Raw genomic sequence first — 20,017 nt, 5'->3', positions numbered from 1 at the left:
CTCGATTCTAGATTTCCCTACGGAAAGGGTGGGCATGGTCGGGACGTTCGGTTCGCCGCGTACAGGCACCATCGACGCGCAGTCCCGCGCGCCATTCGGCTGGGCACCCCTCGTGGTGCTGTTCATCGTCGGACTAGTGGACCGGATCGAGCACAACCTCCTATCGGGCGTGCTCCCGCTCATACAGAAGGAATGGGGCTTCAGCGACACCGCCGCGGGCTCCATCCCCACGGCCGCCGCCCTGGCCGCGGCCGTGGTCTCCCTGCCCGCCGGATACCTGGCGGACCGCTTCAGCCGCACGCGGATCATCGCGATCGTGGTCTTCTGCTGGGCCATCGCCACGCTGGGCTCCGGCCTGGCCACCGGCTTCGCGATGTTCTACCTGATGCGCGTGTTCCTGGCCGTCGCCGAGAACATCGACAATCCGGCCGCGGGCAGCCTGCTCGCCGACTACTACCCGCCGGCCAGCCGGGCCAAGGCGTACGGGCTGACGCGCGTCACGACGTACCTCGGCGGGGTGGGCACCCTGCTCGGCGGGGTGCTGGCCGAGGCGTTCGGATGGCGGACGGCGTTCCTCATCATGGTCGTCCCCGGCGTGCTCACGGCGCTGCTCGTCTGGATGCTGCGCGAGCCGCGCCGCGGCGAACTGGACCGGCTGATCGCCTCAGGACAGCCACCGTCCGAGGCGGCGGCCGCCCCGCCCGTCATGCCGAAGAAGCTCAAGGACAAGCCGCCGTTCTGGCCGCAGCTCCGCCAGGTGGTGGTCATTCCCACGCTGATCTTCGTCTGCCTCGGCCTGGCGCTGCTCAGCCTCGGCCTGGCCGGGATCTTCTTCTGGCTGCCCACGCTCATGGTGCGCGACTTCGCCGTCGGCGTCGGCTCCGCCGCCTCGCTCAGCGGCCTGATCACCATCGCGGGCACTCTCACCGGCACTCTGGTCGGCTCGTGGCTGGGCCGGAAGTGGCACGGCACCCGCAAGGGCGGCCGGCTGCTGGCGGGCGGCGGCGGCATCACGGCCGGCTCCGCGGTCCTGGCCGGGGCGCTGTCGATGGACTCCATCGCGGCGCTGACGATCGGCGTGCTCATCGCCTGCTCGCTGATGTCGATCGCGATCCCCAACATGACCGCCTGCCTGGCGGACGTGGTCCCGGCCGCCGCGCGCGGCCTCGGCTTCGCCGTCCTGCAACTGCTGCTGACGTTCGGCGCCGCGTTCGGCTCGCTGGTCGTCGGCATCGCCTCGGACGCGTTCGGGTCGCTGTTGTCCGGCATGTACATCCTGGTGATCCCCATGGTGGTGGGCGGCCTGCTCACGCTGGGCGCCAGGGCCTCGTTCGAACGCGACGCCCGCAAGGTCATGGACGACGCCCGCCGCTGACCCACCCGACCGGAACCCCGGCGGACGGAACCGCGGGCACGGCCTCGCCCACGATCGGAGCGCCGGCGGGCGGGATCGCGGGCCTCACCCCTGCCCGCGGTCCCGTCTCACCCCTGCGGCGGCATACGCCGGCCCTGCTCCTCCTGTGTGGGCGTCTGGTACTGCGGCTGCCGGCCGGCGCGCCGCTCGTCGCCGACGCCCCGTCCGTCACCCGCCCCGTCGCCCAGGCCCCGCCCGTCACCGGCGCCCCGCTCGTCACCTGCGCCCCGCTCGTCACCGGCACCGCGCCCGTCACCGGCACCGGTCTCGCCACCGCCGTAGCGGCGCTGCACGGCATCGGCGCCCTTGCTGATCTGCTCGTCGTACTTGTGCCCGGTGCGTTCCTTCACGAACTGCTCGGCGCGGTCCAGCACCTGGTCGGCCTGCTTGGAGTGCCCCCTGGCAAGGTTCTCGGCCTTCTTCAGCCAGTCTCCGATGCGGCTCATGACCCTTTCCCCGTTTCTTCAGACTACGATCGGGCCCCTACCCCTGCCACCTCGAAAGATGTCTGACCTGCCTTTACCGGGCCGGCGCGAGCGATCAGCCCTCGACTTGCCGGGCGGGCGGTGTGAGCGGTTCAGCTCTCGGCCCGCTCCGGCTCGGAGTGGCCGTACGCGAGAGCCTCAGTCGTGGGAGACGGCCAGGCGGACGCCGAAACCGACGATCACCACGCCGGCCAGCCGGTCGAGGAAGCGCCGCACGGCCGGCGACCGCAGGAACCCGCCCATCAGCGCCGCGAACCCGATCAGCAGCGCGCTCCACACCAGCCCCTCGGCCACGTGCACCCCGGCCAGCAGCAGCCCCATCAGCGCGTGCGGCGCGTCGTCGGGGATGAAGTGCGGCAACATGGCCACGTAGAAGGCCCCGACCTTGGGGTTGAGCAGGTTCGTCAGGAGCCCGCGCCGCAGCCCCGTGCCGAAGCGCACCTCCTGCTGAAGCTGCTCGGGCGCGTGCTCGCCGCCCCTGGCGGCCAGCAGCATGCGCAGGCCCATCCACACCAGGTACGCCGCCCCGGCCCAGCGCAGCACGTCGTAGGCCAGTTGCGAGGCCGCCAGCAGCGCCGACAGCCCGGCCGCGGTGAGCACGCCCCAGATGAGCGTGCCGAGCTGGATCCCCAGCGTCACACCCCAGGCCGGGCGCCGACCGGCGAGCACGGACGTCCGCAGGATCAGGGCCGTGTCGAGGCCGGGCGTGATCGTGAGCAGGGCGACCACCGCGGCGAACGACCACACAGATCCTGCGATGTCCATGGATGTCAGGGTATGAGAAGCAGCTTCCCGGTGGTACGCCGGGCGGCCAGGTCCTCGTGGGCCTGCCGCGCCTCGGCCAGCGGGTAGCGGTGTGACACGTTGATCACGAGCTGCCCGGCGGCGATCCAGCCGAACACGTCGGACGCGCGCTGGAGCAGCTCCCGGCGCTCGGCGACGTAGTGGACGAGCGTGGGCCTGGTCAGGAAGAGCGAGCCCTGCTTGTTGAGCGTCTGCGGGTCGAACGGCGGCACGGGGCCGCTGGCGGCGCCGTACAGGGCCATGAGGCCGCGCGGGCGCAGCGCCTCCAGCCCGCCGTCGAACGTGGCCTTGCCGACACCGTCGTACACCACGTCGATCGTGCCCCGCAGCGCCTCGGCGAAGTCGTCGTAGCGCAGCACCTCGTGGGCGCCCGCCTCCCTGGCCAGCTTCTCCTTCTCGCTGGTGGAGACCGTGGTGTAGACCTTGGCGCCCTTGAGCTTGGCGAGCTGGATCAGCAGCTGGCCCATGCCGCCCGCCCCGGCGTGGACGAGGACCCGGTCGCCCTCCTTCACCTCGTGGGTCGAGCACGTCAGGTAGTGGGCGGTCATGCCCTGCAACATCGCCGCCGCGGCCACCTCGGCCGACACCCCCTCGGGCACCGGCACCAGGCGGTCGGCCGGCACGACGGCCTTCTCGGCGTAGCTGCCCAGCACGTTGACCCACGCGACGGTGTCACCCACCGCCACGTCCCGCACCCCCGCGCCGACGGCCGAGACCGTGCCCGCGCCCTCGGACCCGATCGGGGTGGGCAGGTTGAGCGGGTACGCACCGGAGCGGTGGTAGATGTCGATGAAGTTCACACCACTGGCGGCCACGTCGACCACGACTTCCCCGTCACCGGGCGTGGGGTCGGGCCGCTCGCCGTACTCGAGAACCTCTGGGCCGCCTGGGGCGGAGACGATGATGGCATGCATATCCCTAGTCAACTCCCCGCCCACCCCCCGATGCCACCCGGGTACGGCCCATCACCCCGCACGGCCGGTCCCCACGGGCACGAGGACGATCCCGGCGCGGTGCCGCCCGGAGCGCCGTGGGCGTGAGGTGGACGCCCTGGACGCGGGCGTGCCGTCAGGGGATGCGCCCTGGACCGGGCGTGCCGTCAGGGGATGCGGGCCAGAGCGCCTGCTTCCAGGGCCACCCAGAGCGCACGGTCCGGTCCGACCGTCACGCCGTGGGGTTCGGCCTTCCGCTCGCTGCCGTCTTCGCCCGGCACGGCGAGCAGCGGGTGCTCCTCGATGGTCCCGTCGGTCGTGATGCGGCCCAGCCGGCCTGCCGCCCACTCGGTGAACCACAGGGCGCCGTCCGGGCCGGTGGTGATCGCGTGGGGGCGGGCGGCGCGGTCGGGGAGCGGGTATTCGGTGATCTTGCCCGAGGTGTCGATGCGGCCGACCTGGCCGGCGCCGATCTCCACGAACCACAGGGCGTCGTCCGGGCCCAGCGTGATGCCCACCGGCGCGGCGCCCTCGGTGGGCAGCGGGTGGAAGGTCATCTCACCCGACGGCGAGACGCGCCCGATGGCGTTGCCCTGGTTGAGGGTGAACCACAGGGCGTCGTCGGGGCCTGCGGTGATGAAGGAGGGCATGCCGCCACCGTCCAGGGGCACCGCGAACTCCGTCATCGTCCCGTCAGCTCCGATGCGCCCGATCGCGCCCGGCTGCATCTGGGTGAACCACATGGCGCCGTCAGGGCCCGCGACGATGCCGTACGGGGACTGCGCGGCATGTGTGGTGACCGTGCCATCGGGCGTGATGCGGCAGACCCGGCCGGGCTCGCCGAACTTCCCCTCCGTGAACCACATCGCCCCGTCAGGACCGGGTGTGATCACCATGGGCTGCCCGTCGGCCGGTTCGAGCTGGTGGATCACCGGCTCCTGCCCCGGCACCAGCCTGCCGATCCGCCCCTCGTGAGCGAGGGTGAACCACAGGGCTCCGTCGGTCGCGGTGGCGATGCCGTACGGCGAACCCGCATCGATCATGGTCAACGTTTGCATATTTCCCCCAAGTTCTGCTGTCTCGACGGGTGAACGCTCCTGAGCCGGTCGTGCTCGCCGGATGGATGGCGTTCGGTGCCGCTGGTGCGCGTCTCGTCGTGGGTCACGTCCGGTGAGTGCCGGTTCGCACCCGTTGGGCGCGGTCCGGTAAGCGGAGGGCGGTGCTCTCTGGTGAGTGGCGAGGCTTGCCCCGCGGGGTCGTGGTCAAAGGATGCGTCCCCCCGCCAGCTCGATCTGCGTTCCCCGGAAGCGGCGGAGGAGGGCGCGGTCGTGTGACACCAGGACGACCGCGCCCCGGTAGGCGTCGAGTGCTCGTTCGAGCTCTTCGGCGAGCACCGGGGACAGGTGGTTCGTCGGCTCGTCGAGCAACAGCAGGTCGTGCTCGCGGGCCAGCAGCTTGGCCAGGGCGAGCCTGCGCTGCTGGCCGACCGACAGCGCGCCGACCTTCTGGTCGAGGGTGTGCGCCCGGAACAGGCCCGTGCTCAGCAGCACCGCCCGGCGCTCGTCGGCGTAACCCTCTCCGTATGCCTCCAGCACGCCCTGGTCCGGATCGAAGGTCACCTCCTGCGGGAGGTGGCCGACCCGGCCGTCGGAGCGTTCGGCCAGGACCTGCAGCAGCGTGGACTTGCCCGCGCCGTTGGCGCCCCGGACCAGCAGCCGGTCGCCCGCCCTGATCGCCAGCTCCTCGACGTGGAGCCGGTCGCCCACCCGGACGTCCCGCAACTCGACGAGCACCCGCCCGGCCGCGCGGCCGGCCCCGGTGGCACTGTCCTCACCACCGAGGGCACCCTGCACGCGGCCCGCACCTTCAGCACCTTCAGCACCTTCAGGGCCGGGAACGTCAGGGCCGGGAACGTCAGGGCCGGGAAGCGCGTCAGGCCCGGGGGCCGCGCCGGGCGCGGGCATGCCGTCGGGGCCGGGGCCGAAGGAGCCGTGGAAGCGGAGCGGGGCGGGCGGGCGGGGGACGGGGGCGGCCTCCAGGCGGCGCAGGCGCTCGTGCGCGTTGCGGACGCGGCCGGCCACCGAGCTCTGCACGCGCCCGGCGTTGCGGTCGTAGGCCATCTTGTTGTTGTCGCGCATCACCCGCCCCACCGCGACCCGGTGCGCGGTGGTGGCGGCGTGCTCGCGCACCTGCCGCACCTCCTCGCACCACTCCGCGTAAGCCTGCTCCCACCGCGCCCTGGCCGCCGCCTTGGCCGCCAGGAAGCCGGTGTAGCCGCCGCCGAAGCGGGTGACGGCGCCGTGCTCGACCTCGATGATCGCCGTGGCGACCCGGTCGAGGAAGACGCGGTCGTGCGAGACCACGGCCACCGCGCCCCTGTGCTCGCGCAGCCGGTCTTCGAGCCAGGTCAGGGCGGACTCGTCGAGGTGGTTGGTCGGCTCGTCGAGCAGCAGCACGCGGGGCGCGGCAGCCAGCACGCAGGCCAGGCCCAGCCGCGCCCGCTCGCCGCCCGACAGGCTGCCCAGCCGCCGGTCGCGGCCCACATGGGCCAGGCCGAGGCCGTGGAACGCCTTGTCGATGCGGGCGTCGGCCTCGTAGCCGCCCCGCAGCTCGTAGGCCGTCAGCAGCTCGCCGTATTCGTCCATGACCTCCTCGGTCAGCGCGGACTCCAGCTCGCGCATCCTGCGCTCCATGGCCCGCAGGCCGGCCAGCGCGGCGTCGATGGCCTGCCGGACCGTGTGGGTGGGCGGCAGGCCGAGCGTCTGCCCGAGGTGGCCGAGGTCGCCCGGCACGCGCGCCTCGCCGTCGTCGGGCCGCTCGACCCCGGCCAGCAGGCGCACGAGCGTGGACTTGCCCGAGCCGTTCTCGCCCACGATGCCGACGCGCTCGCCCGCGCCGACGGACATGGACACGTCGGTGAGGACGGCCAGCTCGCCATAGGACTTGGAAACCTTGCGGAGGCTGATCAGGATGGAACTCCAATCGCAACTGATGTAGCGTTAGTTTGCCATGGGTCGAGAGTTAACGCAACTGGAGTAGTTTTTGGAGACCGGTAAGCGCCCCGGAGGGCGCAGCGCGCGGGTTCGTGAGGCGGTGCGGCAGGCCACGCTCGCCGAGCTGGCCGAGCACGGCTACTCGGGGCTGACGGTGGAGCGGGTGGCCGAGCGGTCCGGCGTGCACAAGACCACCGTCTACCGGCGGTGGGGCGGCGTCGAAGGGCTGATCTCCGACGCGCTGGAGCTGGCCGGTGACGAGCCGTGGCCCGTCCCCGACACCGGCTCGATCGAGGGGGATCTGCGGGGCATCGTGCAGCTCGTGCGCAGCGGGTTCGCCGATCCCGAGCTGGGGCCGGTGTCGTCGGCGTTCGTGGCGGCGGCCGTACAGGACCCGGCCGCCGCGCGGGCGCTGCACGACTTCTTCGCCGCCCGGCACGAGCAGTCGGCGGAGGTGGTGCGGCGGGCGGTCGCGCGCGGCGAGCTGCCCGACGTGGTGGACGCCGGCGAGGTGATCAGGGTGGCGGTCGCGCCCGTCTACTACCGGTTGTTCGTCGCCCACGAGCCGGTCACCGAGCGCGACGCCGACCGCGCCGCCGACGCCGCCCTGGCGGCGGCCCGCGCCGGCGTGCTGTCGGCCCCGCCTCCAGGGACGGCGTGAACGGGGGAGGGACGCCGGAGGCGGGGTGCGGTCAGGGGTCCTTGGGGCCGCGGAGCTCGAAGTCGTCGAACATCGCCCGCAGCATCGACCGGCCGTCCTCGGCCGTGCGTGCGAACAACCCGATGTACCCGCTGCCGATCCCGTCGGGATCCTCCACCTGGTGCACCTGCCGGCCGTTCACCCACATGGTCAGCCGCACGGCCGCCCCCCGCTGCTCGCAGGACGCCGTGACGCGCGCCCGCCCCGGCGGCCCGGCCACCTTGACGGGCGCGGCCACCGTGCTGCCCGCCCCGTCGAGGACCCGCCGGATCCTGGCCTGCCCCCGGGTGTCGAGGGCGAACTCGTAGTAGGTCCCCTCGGCGGCGTTGCGGCAGTAGAGGCCGTACTCGCCGCCGCTTCCCGCGCTCCGCTCGACGGCGGCGGTGACGGAGACGACCACGGTCGGGGGCATCGCCGGCGCGGGCGCGGCCGACGGCTCCGGCGTGCCCGCCGGCCTGCCGATCAGGAACGGCGCGGGCGCCCGGCTCGACTGCTCCTCCTCGCCGCTCTCGACCTCCAGCCCGTACGTCCCGTCGGGGCGGTAGCCGTAGCCGCCCACCTGTTCGGGGTCGTAGATGCCGTCCCAGCCGCCGGAGGTCTGCGTGAAGTCGTCGGCGTAGAGCACGCCCAGGTCGGGCGGCCCGCCCGGTGAGAGCCTGACCCAGGCGACGACGCCTCCCGCCACCAGCACGGCCGCGGCGACGGCGGCGGCCGTGTACAGCCGGAACCGGCGCCACCTGGCGACGGGCGGCGGGCCGGCGTAGGTGAGCGTCGCGTCCTGCCAGGCCAGCCGCACGGTGTGCGCCGCCCGCTCCGGCGCCGCGGACCGCCCGACGAGCTGGTCGAGCAGTTGCTGCGCGGTGGGCCGGGCGGCCGGGTCCTTGCGCAGCGCCGCCGCGACCGGCTCGCGCAGGCCGGGCTCGATGGCTTCGAGGTTGGGCTCGGTGTTGAGCACCTGGTACAGGACCGTCGGCAGCGTCTCCCCGGAGAACGGCGCCCGCCCGCTGGCCGCGAACGCCACCAGGCAGCCCCACGAGAACACGTCGCAGGCGGGGGAGACCGGATCGCCCCGCAGCACCTCGGGCGCCATGTAGCGGGGGGTGCCGACGATCTCGCCGGTGCCCGTGACGCCGGCCAGCGTGTCGAGCGCCCGCGCGATGCCGAAGTCGATCACCCGGGGGCCGACGGGCGACAGCAGCACGTTCGACGGCTTCAGGTCCCTGTGCACGACCCCGGCGCCGTGGATGGCGGTGAGGGCGGTGGCCACGCTGACGGCCAGCGCGTCGAGGCTGGAGCCGCGCAGCGGGCCGGACTGGTTGACGGCCTCCTCCAGGTTGGGGCCGGGCACGTACTCGGTGACGACGTAGAGCTGGTCGCCGTCGAGCGCGGCCTCGATGACGGCGGCCGTGCAGAACCGGCGCACCCGCTGCGCCGCGTCGGCCTCCCTGCGGAAGCGCATGCGGAACTGCTCGTGCTGGGTCAGCTCGGGATTGATGACCTTGACGGCGACGCGTTGCCCGGCAGGGTCCTCCGCGAGATGGACCGTGCCCATCCCGCCGCGTCCCAGCACGCTGAGCAGCCTGTAGCGCCCGATGTGGGAGGTTTCACCGCTCACGTCGCGTTAGCTTACCGACACAGCGAGTATCGCCGCGGATGTGAGGCCGGGACACGCGCACGCGAAGGGGGCGCGCCGCCCGCCGGCCCTTCCGGCGACTTGCGTTTCGACGCCGGAGAACATATGTTCGAGTCGTAAGCGCCCGTCTTCCCCCGGGTGGCTCAGCATCCGATCCAGAGCCGCGGGGAGAAGCGTCTTGAGCAGACTCTATGGCGATCCGATAGAGGTGTGGACCCGAGACGGGGAGCCGACCCAGTTCGTCTGGCGTGACCGGCTCTACCTCGTCCGCCGGGTCCTCGACTACTGGGTGGTCGCGCGCGAGTGGTGGAAGACCGGCGAGGGCGACCCCGGTGAGCGCCAGTTCTGGCGCGTGGAGGCCAGCCCCGGCCGCGAGACGGGCTCCTACGAGCTGCGTTACGACACCGCCAGCAACGGCTGGCTGCTGCTGAGGGCGTGGGACTGATGGCGCCCCCGTTCCCCCACCTCCATGTGAGCTCCGCCTACTCGATGCGCTACGGCACCGCCTTCCCGCGAGCGCTGGTGGACCGGGCCGCCGAGCACGGGATGGACATCCTCGCGCTGACCGACCGCGACGGCCTCTACGGCGCGGTCAAACACGTCCAGGCGTGCGCCGACGCCGGGATTGCGCCGGTGGTCGGCGTGGACCTGGCGCTCGACGTCCCCGCCGCGGCCTTCGCGCCGGTGCCGGGGTTCCGCGCGCCCCGCTCCGGGGCGCGCCACCGGCCGGGCCCCGACGCCGAGGAGCGCGTCACGGTGCTGGCCCGCGGCAAGGGCTGGGCGCGCCTGTGCCGCCTGGTCACGGCCGCGCACCACGCCGGGGAGCGGGGCGCGCCCAAGGTGACCCGCGAGCTGGCCGGCGAGTGGGCGGGCGGCCCAGGCGCGCACGGGATCGGCGCCGAGGACGGGCTCGTGGTGCTGCTCGGGCCCAGGTCCGACGTGGGCCGCGCGGTGGCCGAGCGGCGCGACGAGCACGCCAGGACCCTGCTGGGCCTGTGGCGGGCCGCGGTGCCCGGCGTGGTGGTCGAGCTGGTCGACCAGTACGGCTTCCGCGACGCCATCACGGCCGTGCGCATGCTCGGCCTGGCCGAGTCCATGGGCGTGCCGGTCGTGCTGACCAACGCCGTGCGCTACCTCGACCCCGCCGACCACCAGGTGGGCGACGTGCTCGACGCGGCCCGCCGGCTCGTCCCGCTGCACCCGCGCCACCTCGACCGCACGACCTCCCACGCCTACCTCAAGAGCACCAAGGAGATGTGGCAGGTGGCGGCCAAGGTGTGCGGCGGCGACCAGGAGCGGGTGGCGCGGCTGCTGCGCACCACCAGGCGGCTGGCCGAGGCGTGCGCGATGGAGCCGCTCGACCTGCTCGCGCTCCGCAACGACCCGCCCGGCCTGCACCTGCCGGAGATCGGCCGCGACCCCGTGCCGCTGCTGCGCCACCGGGTCGAGGACGGCCTGGCCAGGCGCGGCCTCGACCGCTCGGGCGAGGCCAGGGAGCGCGTGCGCGACGAGCTGGCCATCATCGAGCGCAAGCGCCTGTCGGGCTACTTCGTCGCCGTGGCCGGCATCACCGACATGATCCGCGGCATGGGCGTCCGCTGCGCCATCCGCGGCTCCGGCGCGGGCAGCCTGGTCAACTACCTCATCGGCATCGGCGAGGTGAACCCGCTCGACCACGGCCTGCTCATGGAGCGCTTCCTGTCCGAGGGTCGCGTCGGGCTGCCCGACATCGACATCGACGTCGAGTCGGCCCGCCGCCTCGACTGCTACCAGGCCATCTTCGAACTCTACGGCGAGTCCCGCGTGGCCTGCGTGTCCATGATGGAGACCTACCGGGCGCGCAGCGCCATCCGCGACGTCGCCGGGGCGATGGGCCTGCCGCCGCACGAGATCGACGCCATCGCCAAGGCGTTCCCCCACATCAGGGCCAGGCAGATCACCGCGTCCCTGGAGGATCTGCCCGAGCTGCGCGACAGCCGGCTCGGCGAGGCCGGGCTCGGCCGGGTGTTCCGGCTGGCGGAGCGGCTCGACGGCCTGCCCCGGCACATCGCGCTGCACCCGTGCGGGGTGCTGATCGGCAACGCGGGGCTGCGCGACCGCACGCCGGTGGAGCGCAGCCTGCTGGAGTTCCCCATGTCGCAGTTCGACAAGGACGACGTGGAGGAGGCCGGGCTGCTCAAGCTCGACGTGCTGGGCGTGCGCATGCAGTCCGCCCTGGCGTACGCGCTGGGCGAGATCAAGCGCGTGGACGACGTCGTGGTCGAGCTGGACGCCCAGCGGGGCGACGACCCCGGCGTCCAGTACGTGCCGCACGACGATCAGGACACCTACGACATGATCTGCGCCGCCCGCACCCTGGGCTGCTTCCAGATCGAGTCGCCCGGCCAGCGCGAGCTGGTGGCCAAGCTGGAGCCGCGCAGGATGCACGACCTGATCGTGGACATCTCGCTGTTCCGGCCGGGGCCGGTCAACTCCGACATGGTCACCCCCTACCTGGAGGCCAGGCACGGGTGGCGGCAGCCGTACTATCCGCACGAGCGGCTGCGGGAGGCGCTGAAGGAGACGCACGGCGTCGTGGTCTTCCACGAGCAGGTGCTGAAGGTCATCTCGGTGATGACCGGGCGCGACCTGTCCTACGCCGAGATGTTGCGGCGCACGCTCGACACGCCGGAGGGGCGCGAGCGGGTGCGCCGCGCGTTCGTCCCGCTGGCCAGGGCCAACGGCTTCGACGACGCGGCCGTCGAGCGGGCCTGGCAGGTGCTCGACGCGTTCGGCTCGTTCGGGTTCTGCAAGGCGCACGCGGCGGCGTTCGCGCTGCCCACCTACCAGTCGGCCTGGCTCAAGCGGCACCACGCGGCGGCGTTCTTCGCCGGGGTGCTCACGCACGAGCCCGGCATGTACCCGCCGCGGGTCATCATCGACGAGGCCCGGCAGTGCGGGGTGAAGATCCTGCCGCTGGACATCAACAAGTCCGGCAAGGACTGGCGGGTGGAGCGGCTCGGGCCGCGCGTCCGGGTGCGCGTGCGCCCGGCCGACGTCGAGGGCGCCGGGCCGCGCGTGCGCAGGGAGTTCAAGGCCGGCGATATCGGCAGGGGATACGCGCTGCGGGTGCCCTTCTCGGCGATCAAGGGCGTGAGCGAGGCCGAGGTCGAGCGCATGGTGGCCGGGCAGCCGTACACGTCGCTGGCCGACTTCTGGGACCGCGCCCGGCCCTCGCGGCCCACCATCGAGCGGATCGTCCAGGTCGGCGGCCTGGACGCGCTGCACGACCTGCACCCGGGCGGGCCCCGCTGGCGGCCCGGCGAGCTGACCCGCCGCGACCTGATCGCCCAGGTGGGCGCGCTCGACCGGGCCTCGGCGATCGGCGTGCGGGCCGGCCCGCGCAAGTCGCGGCGCTACAGCTCGCACCTGGACCTGTCCGCTCAGCGGGAGACCGGGGCCGCGGCTCCTCCGGCGGTGCAGTTGCCGCTCGGGTTCGGCGAGCGACTGCCGCCGGGGGAGCTGCCCGAGATGACGGAGACGGAGATGGTCGAGGCCGAGCTGGAGATCCTCGGCATCGACGTCAGCCGGCACATCATCAGCTTCCACGACGAGCTGCTCGACGCCCTGGGGGTGGTGCGCTCCAAAGACCTGCTCTCCCGGCGCAACGGGACGGAGATCCTGGTCGCCGGGGTCAAGGTGGCGACCCAGACGCCGGCCGTGCGCTCGGGCCGGCGCGTCATCTTCGCCACGCTCGACGACTCGACCGGGCCGATCGACCTGACGTTCTTCGAGTCGGTGCAGGGCAGGTGCGCGTCGGTCGTGTTCGGGTCGTGGCTGATGCTGGCCAGGGGAGTGGTCAGGCGCACGGGGGCGCGGGCGGTGTCGATGCGGGCGCTCGACTGCTGGAACCTGGCCGACCTCGACGCCCTCTGGCGCTCCCGCGGCATCGAGGCGGTCCGCGCCGTCATCGACCGGGCGCCGGAGGAGCCGGCGGGCGTCGGGGGCGGCAGGATCGAGTACGCCAACGGCTTCCGCCTGTCGCCCTACGCGGACCTCGGCCCGGCCGTCACCGCCACCCCGCCGGGGCGGCTCTGGCACGCCAGCCCGGGCAGCTCGGGCCCGACGGCCGCCTGATCGTGCCGGCGGCCGGTGCGCGCCGGGAGGGTCAGCTCGTGCGGCCCATCGCCGTGGAGCCCGGGGCCGGGCGGGGCCGGGGGGAGAAGGCGCGCACCGGGCTGGGCTCGGTGGCCCAGACCGACCGGCCGCACCGCTGCAGCCGGGTCAGCTCGCGTACGGTCGCCGCGCACAGCAGGGCCGCCAGCGCCGCGCACGCCAGCTCCGGCACCCCCACCCCCGTCAGGTCGCCGGCCGAGGCGTCGAGCGGCAGCCTGATCGTCACGAGCGCCAGCGTGGCCAGCCAGCTCAGCCACCACCCCGTCAGCAGCGCCAGCCACCGCCCCCGGCGGCCCGCCGGCGGCCGGGCGCCCCGCCACACCTCGTCGACCAGCACCGCGGGCGCGACCAGGTTGACCACGGGCAGCAGCCAGGCCGCCGCCACCGGGCCCGTCGCGGCCGAGCGGTCGTTGGCCTGCCTGGCCCGCACCAGCCAGGTCACGTAGGCGGCAGCGGCGGCCACCGTGGTGCCCGCCACCAGCATCATCAGCACCGCGAACGTCGTCACCGCACCCACCACGGCCTCCGCGTCGGCCCCCTGGGGCCGGCCGCCGAACGCGGCGAGCTCCGCGGCGAGCCGCCGGCCGCGGGACAGCTCGAAGATCACGAGGGCGCCGAGGGAGAGGACCTGGGCGGTGAGCGTCACGTAGACGGCGGAGGCGGCTCTGGTGGGCGATGCCTGGGTGTAGCGCACGTTGTTCTCCCCCCGGGCCATGCGCTGAGCTTCTGATTCACTTGTATCCCGGCAGCCCCGCTGTTAATCAGCTCACCACGCCGGATTCCCACGCCCAAGCTGCGATTTCAACTCGATTGCGGACACCGAGCTTGGCCATGATGCTGCCCAGGTGCGTCTTGACCGTCGACAGCGACACGAACAGCTCCGCGGCCACCTCCTGGTTCGTCCGCCCCTTGGCCACCAGCCGCACGACGTCCAGCTCCCGGTCGGTCAGCGGGTCGTTGACCGGCAGCATGGTCCGGCGGGGCGCGGCCAGGTGCTGCAGCAGCCGCACGGTGACCGACGGCGAGACCAGCGCGTCGCCCGCCGCCGCGGCCCTGACCGCCTCGATGAGCAGCGTGGGGCCGCTGTCCTTGAGCAGGAAGCCGGTGGCTCCCGAGCGCAGCGCGCCGTAGACGTACTCGTCCAGGTCGAACGTGGTGACGATGACCACCCGCAGCGGGTTCTCCACGCCGGGGCCGGCCAGCGCGCGGGTCACCTCCAGCCCGTCGAGCTTGGGCATCCTGATGTCGAGCAGGCACACGTCCGGCCGCAGCCGCCGTGCCTCCGACACGGCCTCGGCCCCGTCAGCGACGGCGGCGACGACCTCCATGTCCGGTTGAGCGTCCAAAATCATCTGGAAGCCGGTGCGCACCAGTTGCTGGTCGTCGGCGATGAGAACCCGAATAGTCACGGCCCCAACTCTAGGGATCGGCCGTTCGGCCGAGGGCGAATGGACGCACGGCCGATCCTCCGGCACCCCTCCCGGCGAGAGCCTGGACGGCATGAACGACGTGCTTGTTGGACGAGCCCTGGCCAAGAGGTTCGGGCAGACGGTCGCCCTCGGCGGCGTGGACATCGCGGTACGCGCCGGCGAAGCCGTGGCGATCATGGGGCCGAGCGGTTCGGGCAAGTCGACGCTGCTGCACTGCCTGGCCGGCATCATGAAGCCGGACGGAGGCGAGGTGCACCTGCTCGGCCGGCGGATCGACGCCATGGGCGAGCGCAAGCGCAGCGCGCTGCGCCGCACGCGGTTCGGCTTCGTCTTCCAGTTCGGCCAGCTCCTGCCCGAGCTGCCCGCCGAGGAGAACGTGGCGCTGCCGCTCATGCTGGGCGGGGTGCCGCGGGCCCAGGCCGTACGGCGGGCGCGCGAGTGGTTCGCCCCGCTCGGCCTGCACTCCATGGAGGCCAGGCGGCCGGGCGAGCTGTCCGGCGGGCAGGCGCAGCGGGTGGCCATCGCCAGGGCGCTGGTCAGCAGGCCGGCCGTGGTCTTCGCCGACGAGCCCACGGGGGCGCTCGACCAGCAGACCGGGCAGGAGACGATGCGGCTGCTCGTGGAGGCCACCAAGCACAACGACGCCAGCCTGATCGTGGTCACCCACGACCCGAACGTGGCCGCCTGGTGCGACCGCACGGTCGAGGTCCGGGACGGCCACCTCCTGGCAGGCGCGCCCCACCCCGCAGGACCCCACCCCGCAGGACCCCACGCCGCAGGACCCCACGCCGCAGGACCCCACGCCGCAGGACCCCACGCCGCAGGGCCCCACCCCGCAGGGCCACATCCAGCAAGGCCCCACCCCGGCGGGGAGGCCGTGCACGGGCCGAAGGACGGGACGCGCGCGTGAACCTCGACCTGACCTGGCGCCTGCTCAAGGGCGGCGGCCGCCGCGGCCTGCTCGGCACCTGGCTCACCCTGGGCGCGGTCGCGGTGGCCACCGCGCTGCTGCTGTTCGCCGTGGCCGCGAACTTCGCCTTCGGCGCCAGGGCCGAGCGCACCGCCTGGCGCAACCCGGTCCCCGCCGCCTCCGGCGCGGTGGCCGTCGAGGCCTCCCGCTACGACTTCGTCCGCGACCGGGCCATCACCGTCATCGACCTGGCCGCGTTGCCCGGCGAGAGCCCGGCCCCGCCGCCCGGCCTGCCCCGCTTCCCCGCGCCCGGCGAGGTGTGGCTCTCCCCGGCCCTGGCCGCGCTGGCCAGGGAGCTTCCCGCCGGCGAGCTGGCCGACCGCTACCCCGGCCCGGAGGGCGTGCTCGGCGACGCGGCGCTCGTCCACCCCGGCGAGCTCGTCGCGGTCGTCGGCCACGCGCCGGACGCCCCGGCGATGACCGCCCAGCGCAGCGAGGACTGGATCATCGCCAAGCCGCCCGTCAAGGTCGCGAGCCTGGCCGGGGAGCCGAGCGAGGACGCGGAGGCGTACCAGGTGCTCTCGGCCATCGCCAGCGTGCTCATGGTGGTGCCGCTGCTGGTCTTCGGCGGCGCGGCGGCCCGGCTCACGGTGGCCAGGCGCGACCAGCGGCTGGCCGCGCTGCGGCTGGTCGGGGCCACGCCGGGGCAGGTCGTGGCCATGACCGTGGCGGAGGCGGTGATCGTCGCGCTGGCCGGCGCGCTCGTCGGCACCGCGGTCTTCGCGCTCTGCGTGCCGCTGCTGGCCGGGATCCAGATGCAGGGCGGGCCGTGGTTCGCCGGGGACCTGTTCCCGCCTCCGCTCGTCCTGGCCGGGGTGCTGGTGGCGGTGCCGCTGCTGGTGGGGCTGTCGGCGGTGGCCGGCCTGCGGCGGGTGGTGGTGAGCCCGCTCGGCGTGGCCAAGCGCGAGACGCCGCCCGCCATGCGCTTCGTGCGGGTGCTCGCCCTGATCGCGGTGCTGGCCGCGTTCCCGATGCTGAGCCAGAACACCAGCGTCACGGTCGTCGTGGTGGCGCTCGCGCTGGCGTTCCTGTGCGTGAACCTGGCGGGCCCGTGGGTGGTCGGCGTGATCGGCCGGATCACGGCGGCGAGCGCGCGCGGCCCCGCCCGGCTGCTGGCCGGCCGCCGGCTCGTGGACGACCCCCGCTCGGCCTGGCGGACGGTGAGTGGCGTGGCGCTGACCGGGTTCGTGGCGGGCTTCCTCGGCCTGCTCAGCCCGGCCGCGTTCGACGAGGGCGCGGCGGGACCGCCCGCGCTCCGCGTCACCGCGCCCGCCGGTCAGGCGGAGGAGGTGGCCGGCCGGGCCCGCGAACGGCTGGGCGCGGCGGACGTGCAGGCGACCGTGAAGACCGCCGCGAACGGCGTCGTGGTCGCCACCCTGCACGGCACGCCCGGCGTGGCCGCCCTGGACCGGGCCAGGACCGCGCTCGCCGGGCTCGTGCCCGGCCGCACGCCCACCACCAAGACCGACGATCAGCGTTTCGGCATCGAGGTCCTGGCCGACGTGCGCGTGGGCACGATCGTGGTGCTGTCGGTGTCGTTCCTGGTGGCCATCGCCAGCTCGGGGATCACCGCCACGTCGTCGGTGCTGGACAGGCGGCAGACGTACGCGCTGCTGCGCCTGGCGGGCACGCCGCTGGAGACGCTCGACCGGGCCCGGCGGGCCGAGACGCTCATCCCGCTGGCCGTGATGGGCGGCGGGGCGATCCTCGTGGGGGCGTTCTGCGCGATCCCGTTCATGATCGGCGGGGTGAACGCGGTCGGGATGGCCACCCTGGGAGGCTGCGTCGTGCTGGGCTTCGCCGGCGTGATCGGCGCGGGCGCGCTGAGCCGCCCGCTCCTGCGCGCGGTCACCGCCGACCCGGCCCCCCGGCCCGACTGACCGGCCCGACTGACCGGCCCGACTGACCGGCCCGCCGGCACCCGCCGGACTGGCCCGCGCCGTCAGGCCCGCGCCGTCAGGCTCAGCCGAGCACGAGGTCGCGGACGAGCTTGAGCGACGGCTCGTCCCGCACCCCCATCACCAGCAGGCTCGTGACGGGGCTGCGGTGCCACGCCTCCAGCCGCTCCTTGATCCGGCCGGGCGGGCCGACGAGCGAGATGCCGTCGGCCAGCTCGTCGGGGATCGCCCGGAACGCCTCGTCCTTGCGCCCGGCCAGATAGAGCGACTGGATGTGCGCGGCGGCCTCGGCGTAGCCCATCCGCCCGATGATGTCGGCGTGGAAGTTGCGCTGCCTGGCGCCCATGCCGCCGATGTACAACGTCAGCATCGTCTTCACGCCGTCCAGCGCCGCCCGGACGTCGTCGGAGATCACCACCAGTACCATGGCGGCCACGTCGAAATCGGGGGGCGCGGCCGCGAGCGCGTCGCCGTACATCTCCGCGATCTTCTCCGGGAAGGCGAACAGCGGCAGCCAGCCCTGCGCCACCTCCGCCGCCAGGGCGACGTTCTTCGGCCCCTCCGCCCCGAGATAGATGGGGATGTCGGGGCGGAGCGGGTGGGTGATGGACTTGAGCGGCTTGCCCAGCCCGCCCGGCAGCGGCAGCGGATAGTGCGCGCCGTCGCTGGTCACCGGCTTCTCGCGGCGCCACACCTGGCGCATGATGTCGATGTACTCGCGGGTCCTGGCCAGCGGCCTGGCGAACGGCTGGCCGTACCAGCCCTCGACGACCTGCGGGCCGGAGGCGCCGATGCCGAGCAGCAGCCGGCCGCCGGTGAGGTGGTCGAGCGTCATGGCGGTCATCGCCGTCGTGACCGGAGGCCTGGCCGACATCTGCGCGATCGAGGTGCCCAGCTTGATGCGGGTCGTCCGCGCGCCGTACCAGGCCAGCGGGGTGAACACGTCGCTGCCGTACGCCTCGGCCGTCCACACCGAGTCGTAGCCGAGCCGTTCGGCCGCCAGCACCGACTCCGTGGCGTCGTCGGCGCCCCGCTGCCAGTAGCCGAGATTCAGTCCGAGCTTCATGCGCCGCCACCTCCGGAATCAAGTTCTATTACGGCGGTGATGACTCGACGTGTCAATGGTGGATCCGCCGGGGAAGTCACACTCTGTGCTCAAGGCTCTCTGTCGACTCGCCTGCCTGCTGCTTCTGCTGCCGGCGGCCGAGCCCACGATCGCCGAGGGCGACTCCCGGCCGAACATCGTCCTCGTCCTGGCCGACGACCTCGAGGCCGGCACGCTGCCGAACTTCCCGAACATCACCCAGCACCTCGTGGGCCCGGGCGCCTCGTTCGAGCGCTTCTTCGTGACCAACTCCTGGTGCTGCCCGTCCAGGGCGTCGATCCTGCGCTCCCAGCACGTGCACAGCCACGGCGTGCTCACCAACACCGCGCCGGAGGGTGGCTTCCAGCGCTTCCACGAGCAGGGGCTGGAACGCTCCACGATCGGCACCTGGATGCGGCAGGCCGGCTACCGCACGGCGCTCATGGGCAAGTTCCTCAACCACTATCCGGGGAAGGCGACCCCGGAGACGTACGTGCCGCCCGGCTGGGACGACTGGGCCGTGCCGGTGCGCGCGCTCTACGAGGAGTACGGCTACGCGCTCAACGAGAACGGCACCGTGCTCGACTACGGCTGGGAGGAGCAGGACTACCTGTCCGACGTGCTGGCCCGCAAGGCCCGCGACTTCATCACCGGCTCCGGCGACAAGCCGTTCTTCCTCTACCTGGCCCCGGTCGGCCCGCACAACCCGGCCAACCCCGCCTACCGTCACGAGGAGGCGTTCGAGTCGGCCACGGCGCCGCGCACGCCGTCGTTCAACCAGGCCGACGTGAGCGCCGAGCCGCTCTGGCTGCGCTCCAGGCCCCCGCTCACGCCCGCCGACGAGGCCGAGATCGACGAGCGCCACCGCAGCCGGCTGCGGGCCATGCTCGGGGTGGACGACCTCGTGGGCGCGGTGGTGCGGGCGCTGGAGGAGTCGGGCGAGCTCGACGACACCTACATCTTCTTCACCTCCGACAACGGCTTCCATCTCGGCACCCACCGCCTCAAGCAGGGCAAGACGACCCCGTACGAAGAGGCCATCAGGGTGCCGCTCGTCGTGCGCGGCCCCGGGGTCAAGGCCGGCACGATCCCGCAGCTGGGGGCCACCATCGACCTGGCGCCCACGTTCGCCGAGCTGGGCGGCGCCACGGTGCCGGCCTTCGCGGAGGGCCGCTCGCTGGTGCCGCTGCTGCGCGGGCGCCCGCCGTCCCAGTGGCGCAGGCACGTGCTGGTGGAGTTCACCCGGCCGGCCAACCGCACCTCGGCCCGGCAGACGCCCGTGCCCGCCTACCGGGCCCTGCGCACGGAGCGGCACGCGTACGTGGAGTACGAGACGGGCGAGCGCCAGCTCTACGACCTGCACACCGACCCCTACCAGCTGCGCAACCTGGCGGCCGGCGCCGATCCCGGGCTGCTGCGGGGGCTGGCGGCGCGGCTGGCGGGGATGGCGGCGTGCGCGGGCGCGGGATGCCGGCAGGCGGACCGGCGGGAGTGACGGGCGGCGGCCGTCGCCATGGGC

The 20,017-nt window shown here is 73.6% G+C and carries 16 protein-coding genes; 7 read left to right on the top strand and 9 right to left on the bottom strand.

Annotated elements, in window-relative coordinates:
- Positions 1-34: 34 nt before the first annotated feature.
- Positions 35-1,375 (top strand): MFS transporter, encoded by a 1,341-nt coding sequence (locus IO39_RS47855; protein ID WP_043640281.1) that lies wholly within the window; start codon positions 35-37, stop codon positions 1,373-1,375.
- Positions 1,376-1,482: 107 nt separating this feature from the next.
- Here IO39_RS47855 and IO39_RS51740 read toward each other — a convergent pair whose 3' ends face one another.
- The 5 genes from IO39_RS51740 to IO39_RS47830 all read right to left on the bottom strand — a co-directional run bounded on the left by IO39_RS51740 (position 1,483) and on the right by IO39_RS47830 (position 6,547).
- A complete protein-coding gene (locus IO39_RS51740; protein ID WP_052424300.1) occupies positions 1,483-1,860 on the bottom strand; it encodes an antitoxin in 378 nt (125 codons plus the stop codon).
- A gap of 177 nt (positions 1,861-2,037) precedes the next feature.
- Entirely contained in the window at positions 2,038-2,664 is a 627-nt protein-coding gene (locus tag IO39_RS47845) for a LysE family translocator (RefSeq protein ID WP_043640278.1), read from the bottom strand.
- A gap of 5 nt (positions 2,665-2,669) precedes the next feature.
- A complete protein-coding gene (locus IO39_RS47840) occupies positions 2,670-3,617 on the bottom strand; it encodes a quinone oxidoreductase family protein (RefSeq protein ID WP_043640275.1) in 948 nt (315 codons plus the stop codon).
- Between the two features lie 185 nt (positions 3,618-3,802).
- A complete protein-coding gene (locus IO39_RS47835; protein WP_211267429.1) occupies positions 3,803-4,678 on the bottom strand; it encodes a Vgb family protein in 876 nt (291 codons plus the stop codon).
- 219 nt (positions 4,679-4,897) lie between these two features.
- The gene (locus IO39_RS47830) at positions 4,898-6,547 is read right to left on the bottom strand and encodes an ABC-F family ATP-binding cassette domain-containing protein (protein WP_281200388.1); all 1,650 of its coding nucleotides are present in this window, start codon (positions 6,545-6,547) and stop codon (positions 4,898-4,900) included.
- Between the two features lie 130 nt (positions 6,548-6,677).
- On the opposite strand from IO39_RS47830, the gene IO39_RS47825 reads away from it, so the two are divergent.
- Positions 6,678-7,289 carry a TetR/AcrR family transcriptional regulator gene (locus IO39_RS47825; RefSeq protein WP_043640270.1) on the top strand — a complete coding sequence of 204 codons (612 nt, stop codon included), beginning with the start codon at positions 6,678-6,680 and terminating at the stop codon, positions 7,287-7,289.
- Positions 7,290-7,320: 31 nt separating this feature from the next.
- Here the strand turns inward: IO39_RS47825 and IO39_RS47820 are convergent, their stop codons facing one another.
- A complete protein-coding gene (locus tag IO39_RS47820; RefSeq protein ID WP_043640267.1) occupies positions 7,321-8,943 on the bottom strand; it encodes a serine/threonine-protein kinase in 1,623 nt (540 codons plus the stop codon).
- Positions 8,944-9,139: 196 nt separating this feature from the next.
- Here IO39_RS47820 and IO39_RS47815 point away from each other — a divergent pair, with 196 nt between their 5' ends.
- Together IO39_RS47815 and IO39_RS47810 are read left to right on the top strand one after the other, a co-directional pair.
- Entirely contained in the window at positions 9,140-9,406 is a 267-nt protein-coding gene (locus IO39_RS47815) for a DUF6504 family protein (protein ID WP_043640264.1), read from the top strand.
- Positions 9,406-13,077 carry a DNA polymerase III subunit alpha gene (locus tag IO39_RS47810; RefSeq protein ID WP_211267427.1) on the top strand — a complete coding sequence of 1,224 codons (3,672 nt, stop codon included), beginning with the start codon at positions 9,406-9,408 and terminating at the stop codon, positions 13,075-13,077. The genes IO39_RS47815 and IO39_RS47810 overlap by 1 nt, the downstream gene beginning before the upstream one ends.
- A 31-nt stretch (positions 13,078-13,108) precedes the next feature.
- Here IO39_RS47810 and IO39_RS47805 read toward each other — a convergent pair whose 3' ends face one another.
- Together IO39_RS47805 and IO39_RS47800 are read right to left on the bottom strand one after the other, a co-directional pair.
- Positions 13,109-13,831: a DUF4328 domain-containing protein gene (locus IO39_RS47805; RefSeq protein ID WP_043640262.1), complete on the bottom strand. Its 723-nt coding sequence runs from the start codon at positions 13,829-13,831 to the stop codon at positions 13,109-13,111.
- A gap of 46 nt (positions 13,832-13,877) precedes the next feature.
- Positions 13,878-14,525: a response regulator gene (locus IO39_RS47800; RefSeq protein ID WP_043640259.1), complete on the bottom strand. Its 648-nt coding sequence runs from the start codon at positions 14,523-14,525 to the stop codon at positions 13,878-13,880.
- A 91-nt stretch (positions 14,526-14,616) separates the two neighbouring features.
- Between IO39_RS47800 and IO39_RS47795 the strand changes: the two genes are divergently transcribed.
- Together IO39_RS47795 and IO39_RS47790 are read left to right on the top strand one after the other, a co-directional pair.
- Complete coding sequence (locus tag IO39_RS47795; RefSeq protein WP_245642685.1) at positions 14,617-15,456, top strand: ABC transporter ATP-binding protein; 840 nt, start codon at positions 14,617-14,619, stop codon at positions 15,454-15,456.
- On the top strand, positions 15,453-17,396 hold the full coding sequence (locus IO39_RS47790; RefSeq protein ID WP_043640257.1) for an FtsX-like permease family protein: 1,944 nt from the start codon (positions 15,453-15,455) through the stop codon (positions 17,394-17,396). The genes IO39_RS47795 and IO39_RS47790 overlap by 4 nt, the downstream gene beginning before the upstream one ends.
- A gap of 82 nt (positions 17,397-17,478) precedes the next feature.
- Here the strand turns inward: IO39_RS47790 and IO39_RS47785 are convergent, their stop codons facing one another.
- Positions 17,479-18,480 carry an LLM class F420-dependent oxidoreductase gene (locus IO39_RS47785; protein ID WP_043640254.1) on the bottom strand — a complete coding sequence of 334 codons (1,002 nt, stop codon included), beginning with the start codon at positions 18,478-18,480 and terminating at the stop codon, positions 17,479-17,481.
- 85 nt (positions 18,481-18,565) lie between these two features.
- Between IO39_RS47785 and IO39_RS47780 the strand changes: the two genes are divergently transcribed.
- Positions 18,566-19,993 (top strand): sulfatase family protein, encoded by a 1,428-nt coding sequence (locus IO39_RS47780; protein WP_245642684.1) that lies wholly within the window; start codon positions 18,566-18,568, stop codon positions 19,991-19,993.
- Positions 19,994-20,017 lie beyond the last annotated feature (24 nt).

Origin of the sequence: Nonomuraea candida, from assembly GCF_000725485.1 — a bacterium.
In the GTDB taxonomy this organism is placed as follows: domain Bacteria; phylum Actinomycetota; class Actinomycetes; order Streptosporangiales; family Streptosporangiaceae; genus Nonomuraea; species Nonomuraea candida.
Note: the sequence above shows the minus strand (reverse complement) of the source record. Positions and strands in the feature narration are given on the sequence as shown.

Coding starts and splice junctions, on each gene's coding strand:
- IO39_RS47855 (WP_043640281.1), top strand. CDS start 35: ATGGTCGGGACGTTCGGTTCGCCGCGTACAGGCACCATCGACGCGCAG.
- IO39_RS51740 (WP_052424300.1), bottom strand. CDS start 1,860: ATGAGCCGCATCGGAGACTGGCTGAAGAAGGCCGAGAACCTTGCCAGG.
- IO39_RS47845 (WP_043640278.1), bottom strand. CDS start 2,664: ATGGACATCGCAGGATCTGTGTGGTCGTTCGCCGCGGTGGTCGCCCTG.
- IO39_RS47840 (WP_043640275.1), bottom strand. CDS start 3,617: ATGCATGCCATCATCGTCTCCGCCCCAGGCGGCCCAGAGGTTCTCGAG.
- IO39_RS47835 (WP_211267429.1), bottom strand. CDS start 4,678: ATGATCGATGCGGGTTCGCCGTACGGCATCGCCACCGCGACCGACGGA.
- IO39_RS47810 (WP_211267427.1), top strand. CDS start 9,406: ATGGCGCCCCCGTTCCCCCACCTCCATGTGAGCTCCGCCTACTCGATG.
- IO39_RS47805 (WP_043640262.1), bottom strand. CDS start 13,831: ATGGCCCGGGGGGAGAACAACGTGCGCTACACCCAGGCATCGCCCACC.
- IO39_RS47795 (WP_245642685.1), top strand. CDS start 14,617: ATGAACGACGTGCTTGTTGGACGAGCCCTGGCCAAGAGGTTCGGGCAG.
- IO39_RS47785 (WP_043640254.1), bottom strand. CDS start 18,480: ATGAAGCTCGGACTGAATCTCGGCTACTGGCAGCGGGGCGCCGACGAC.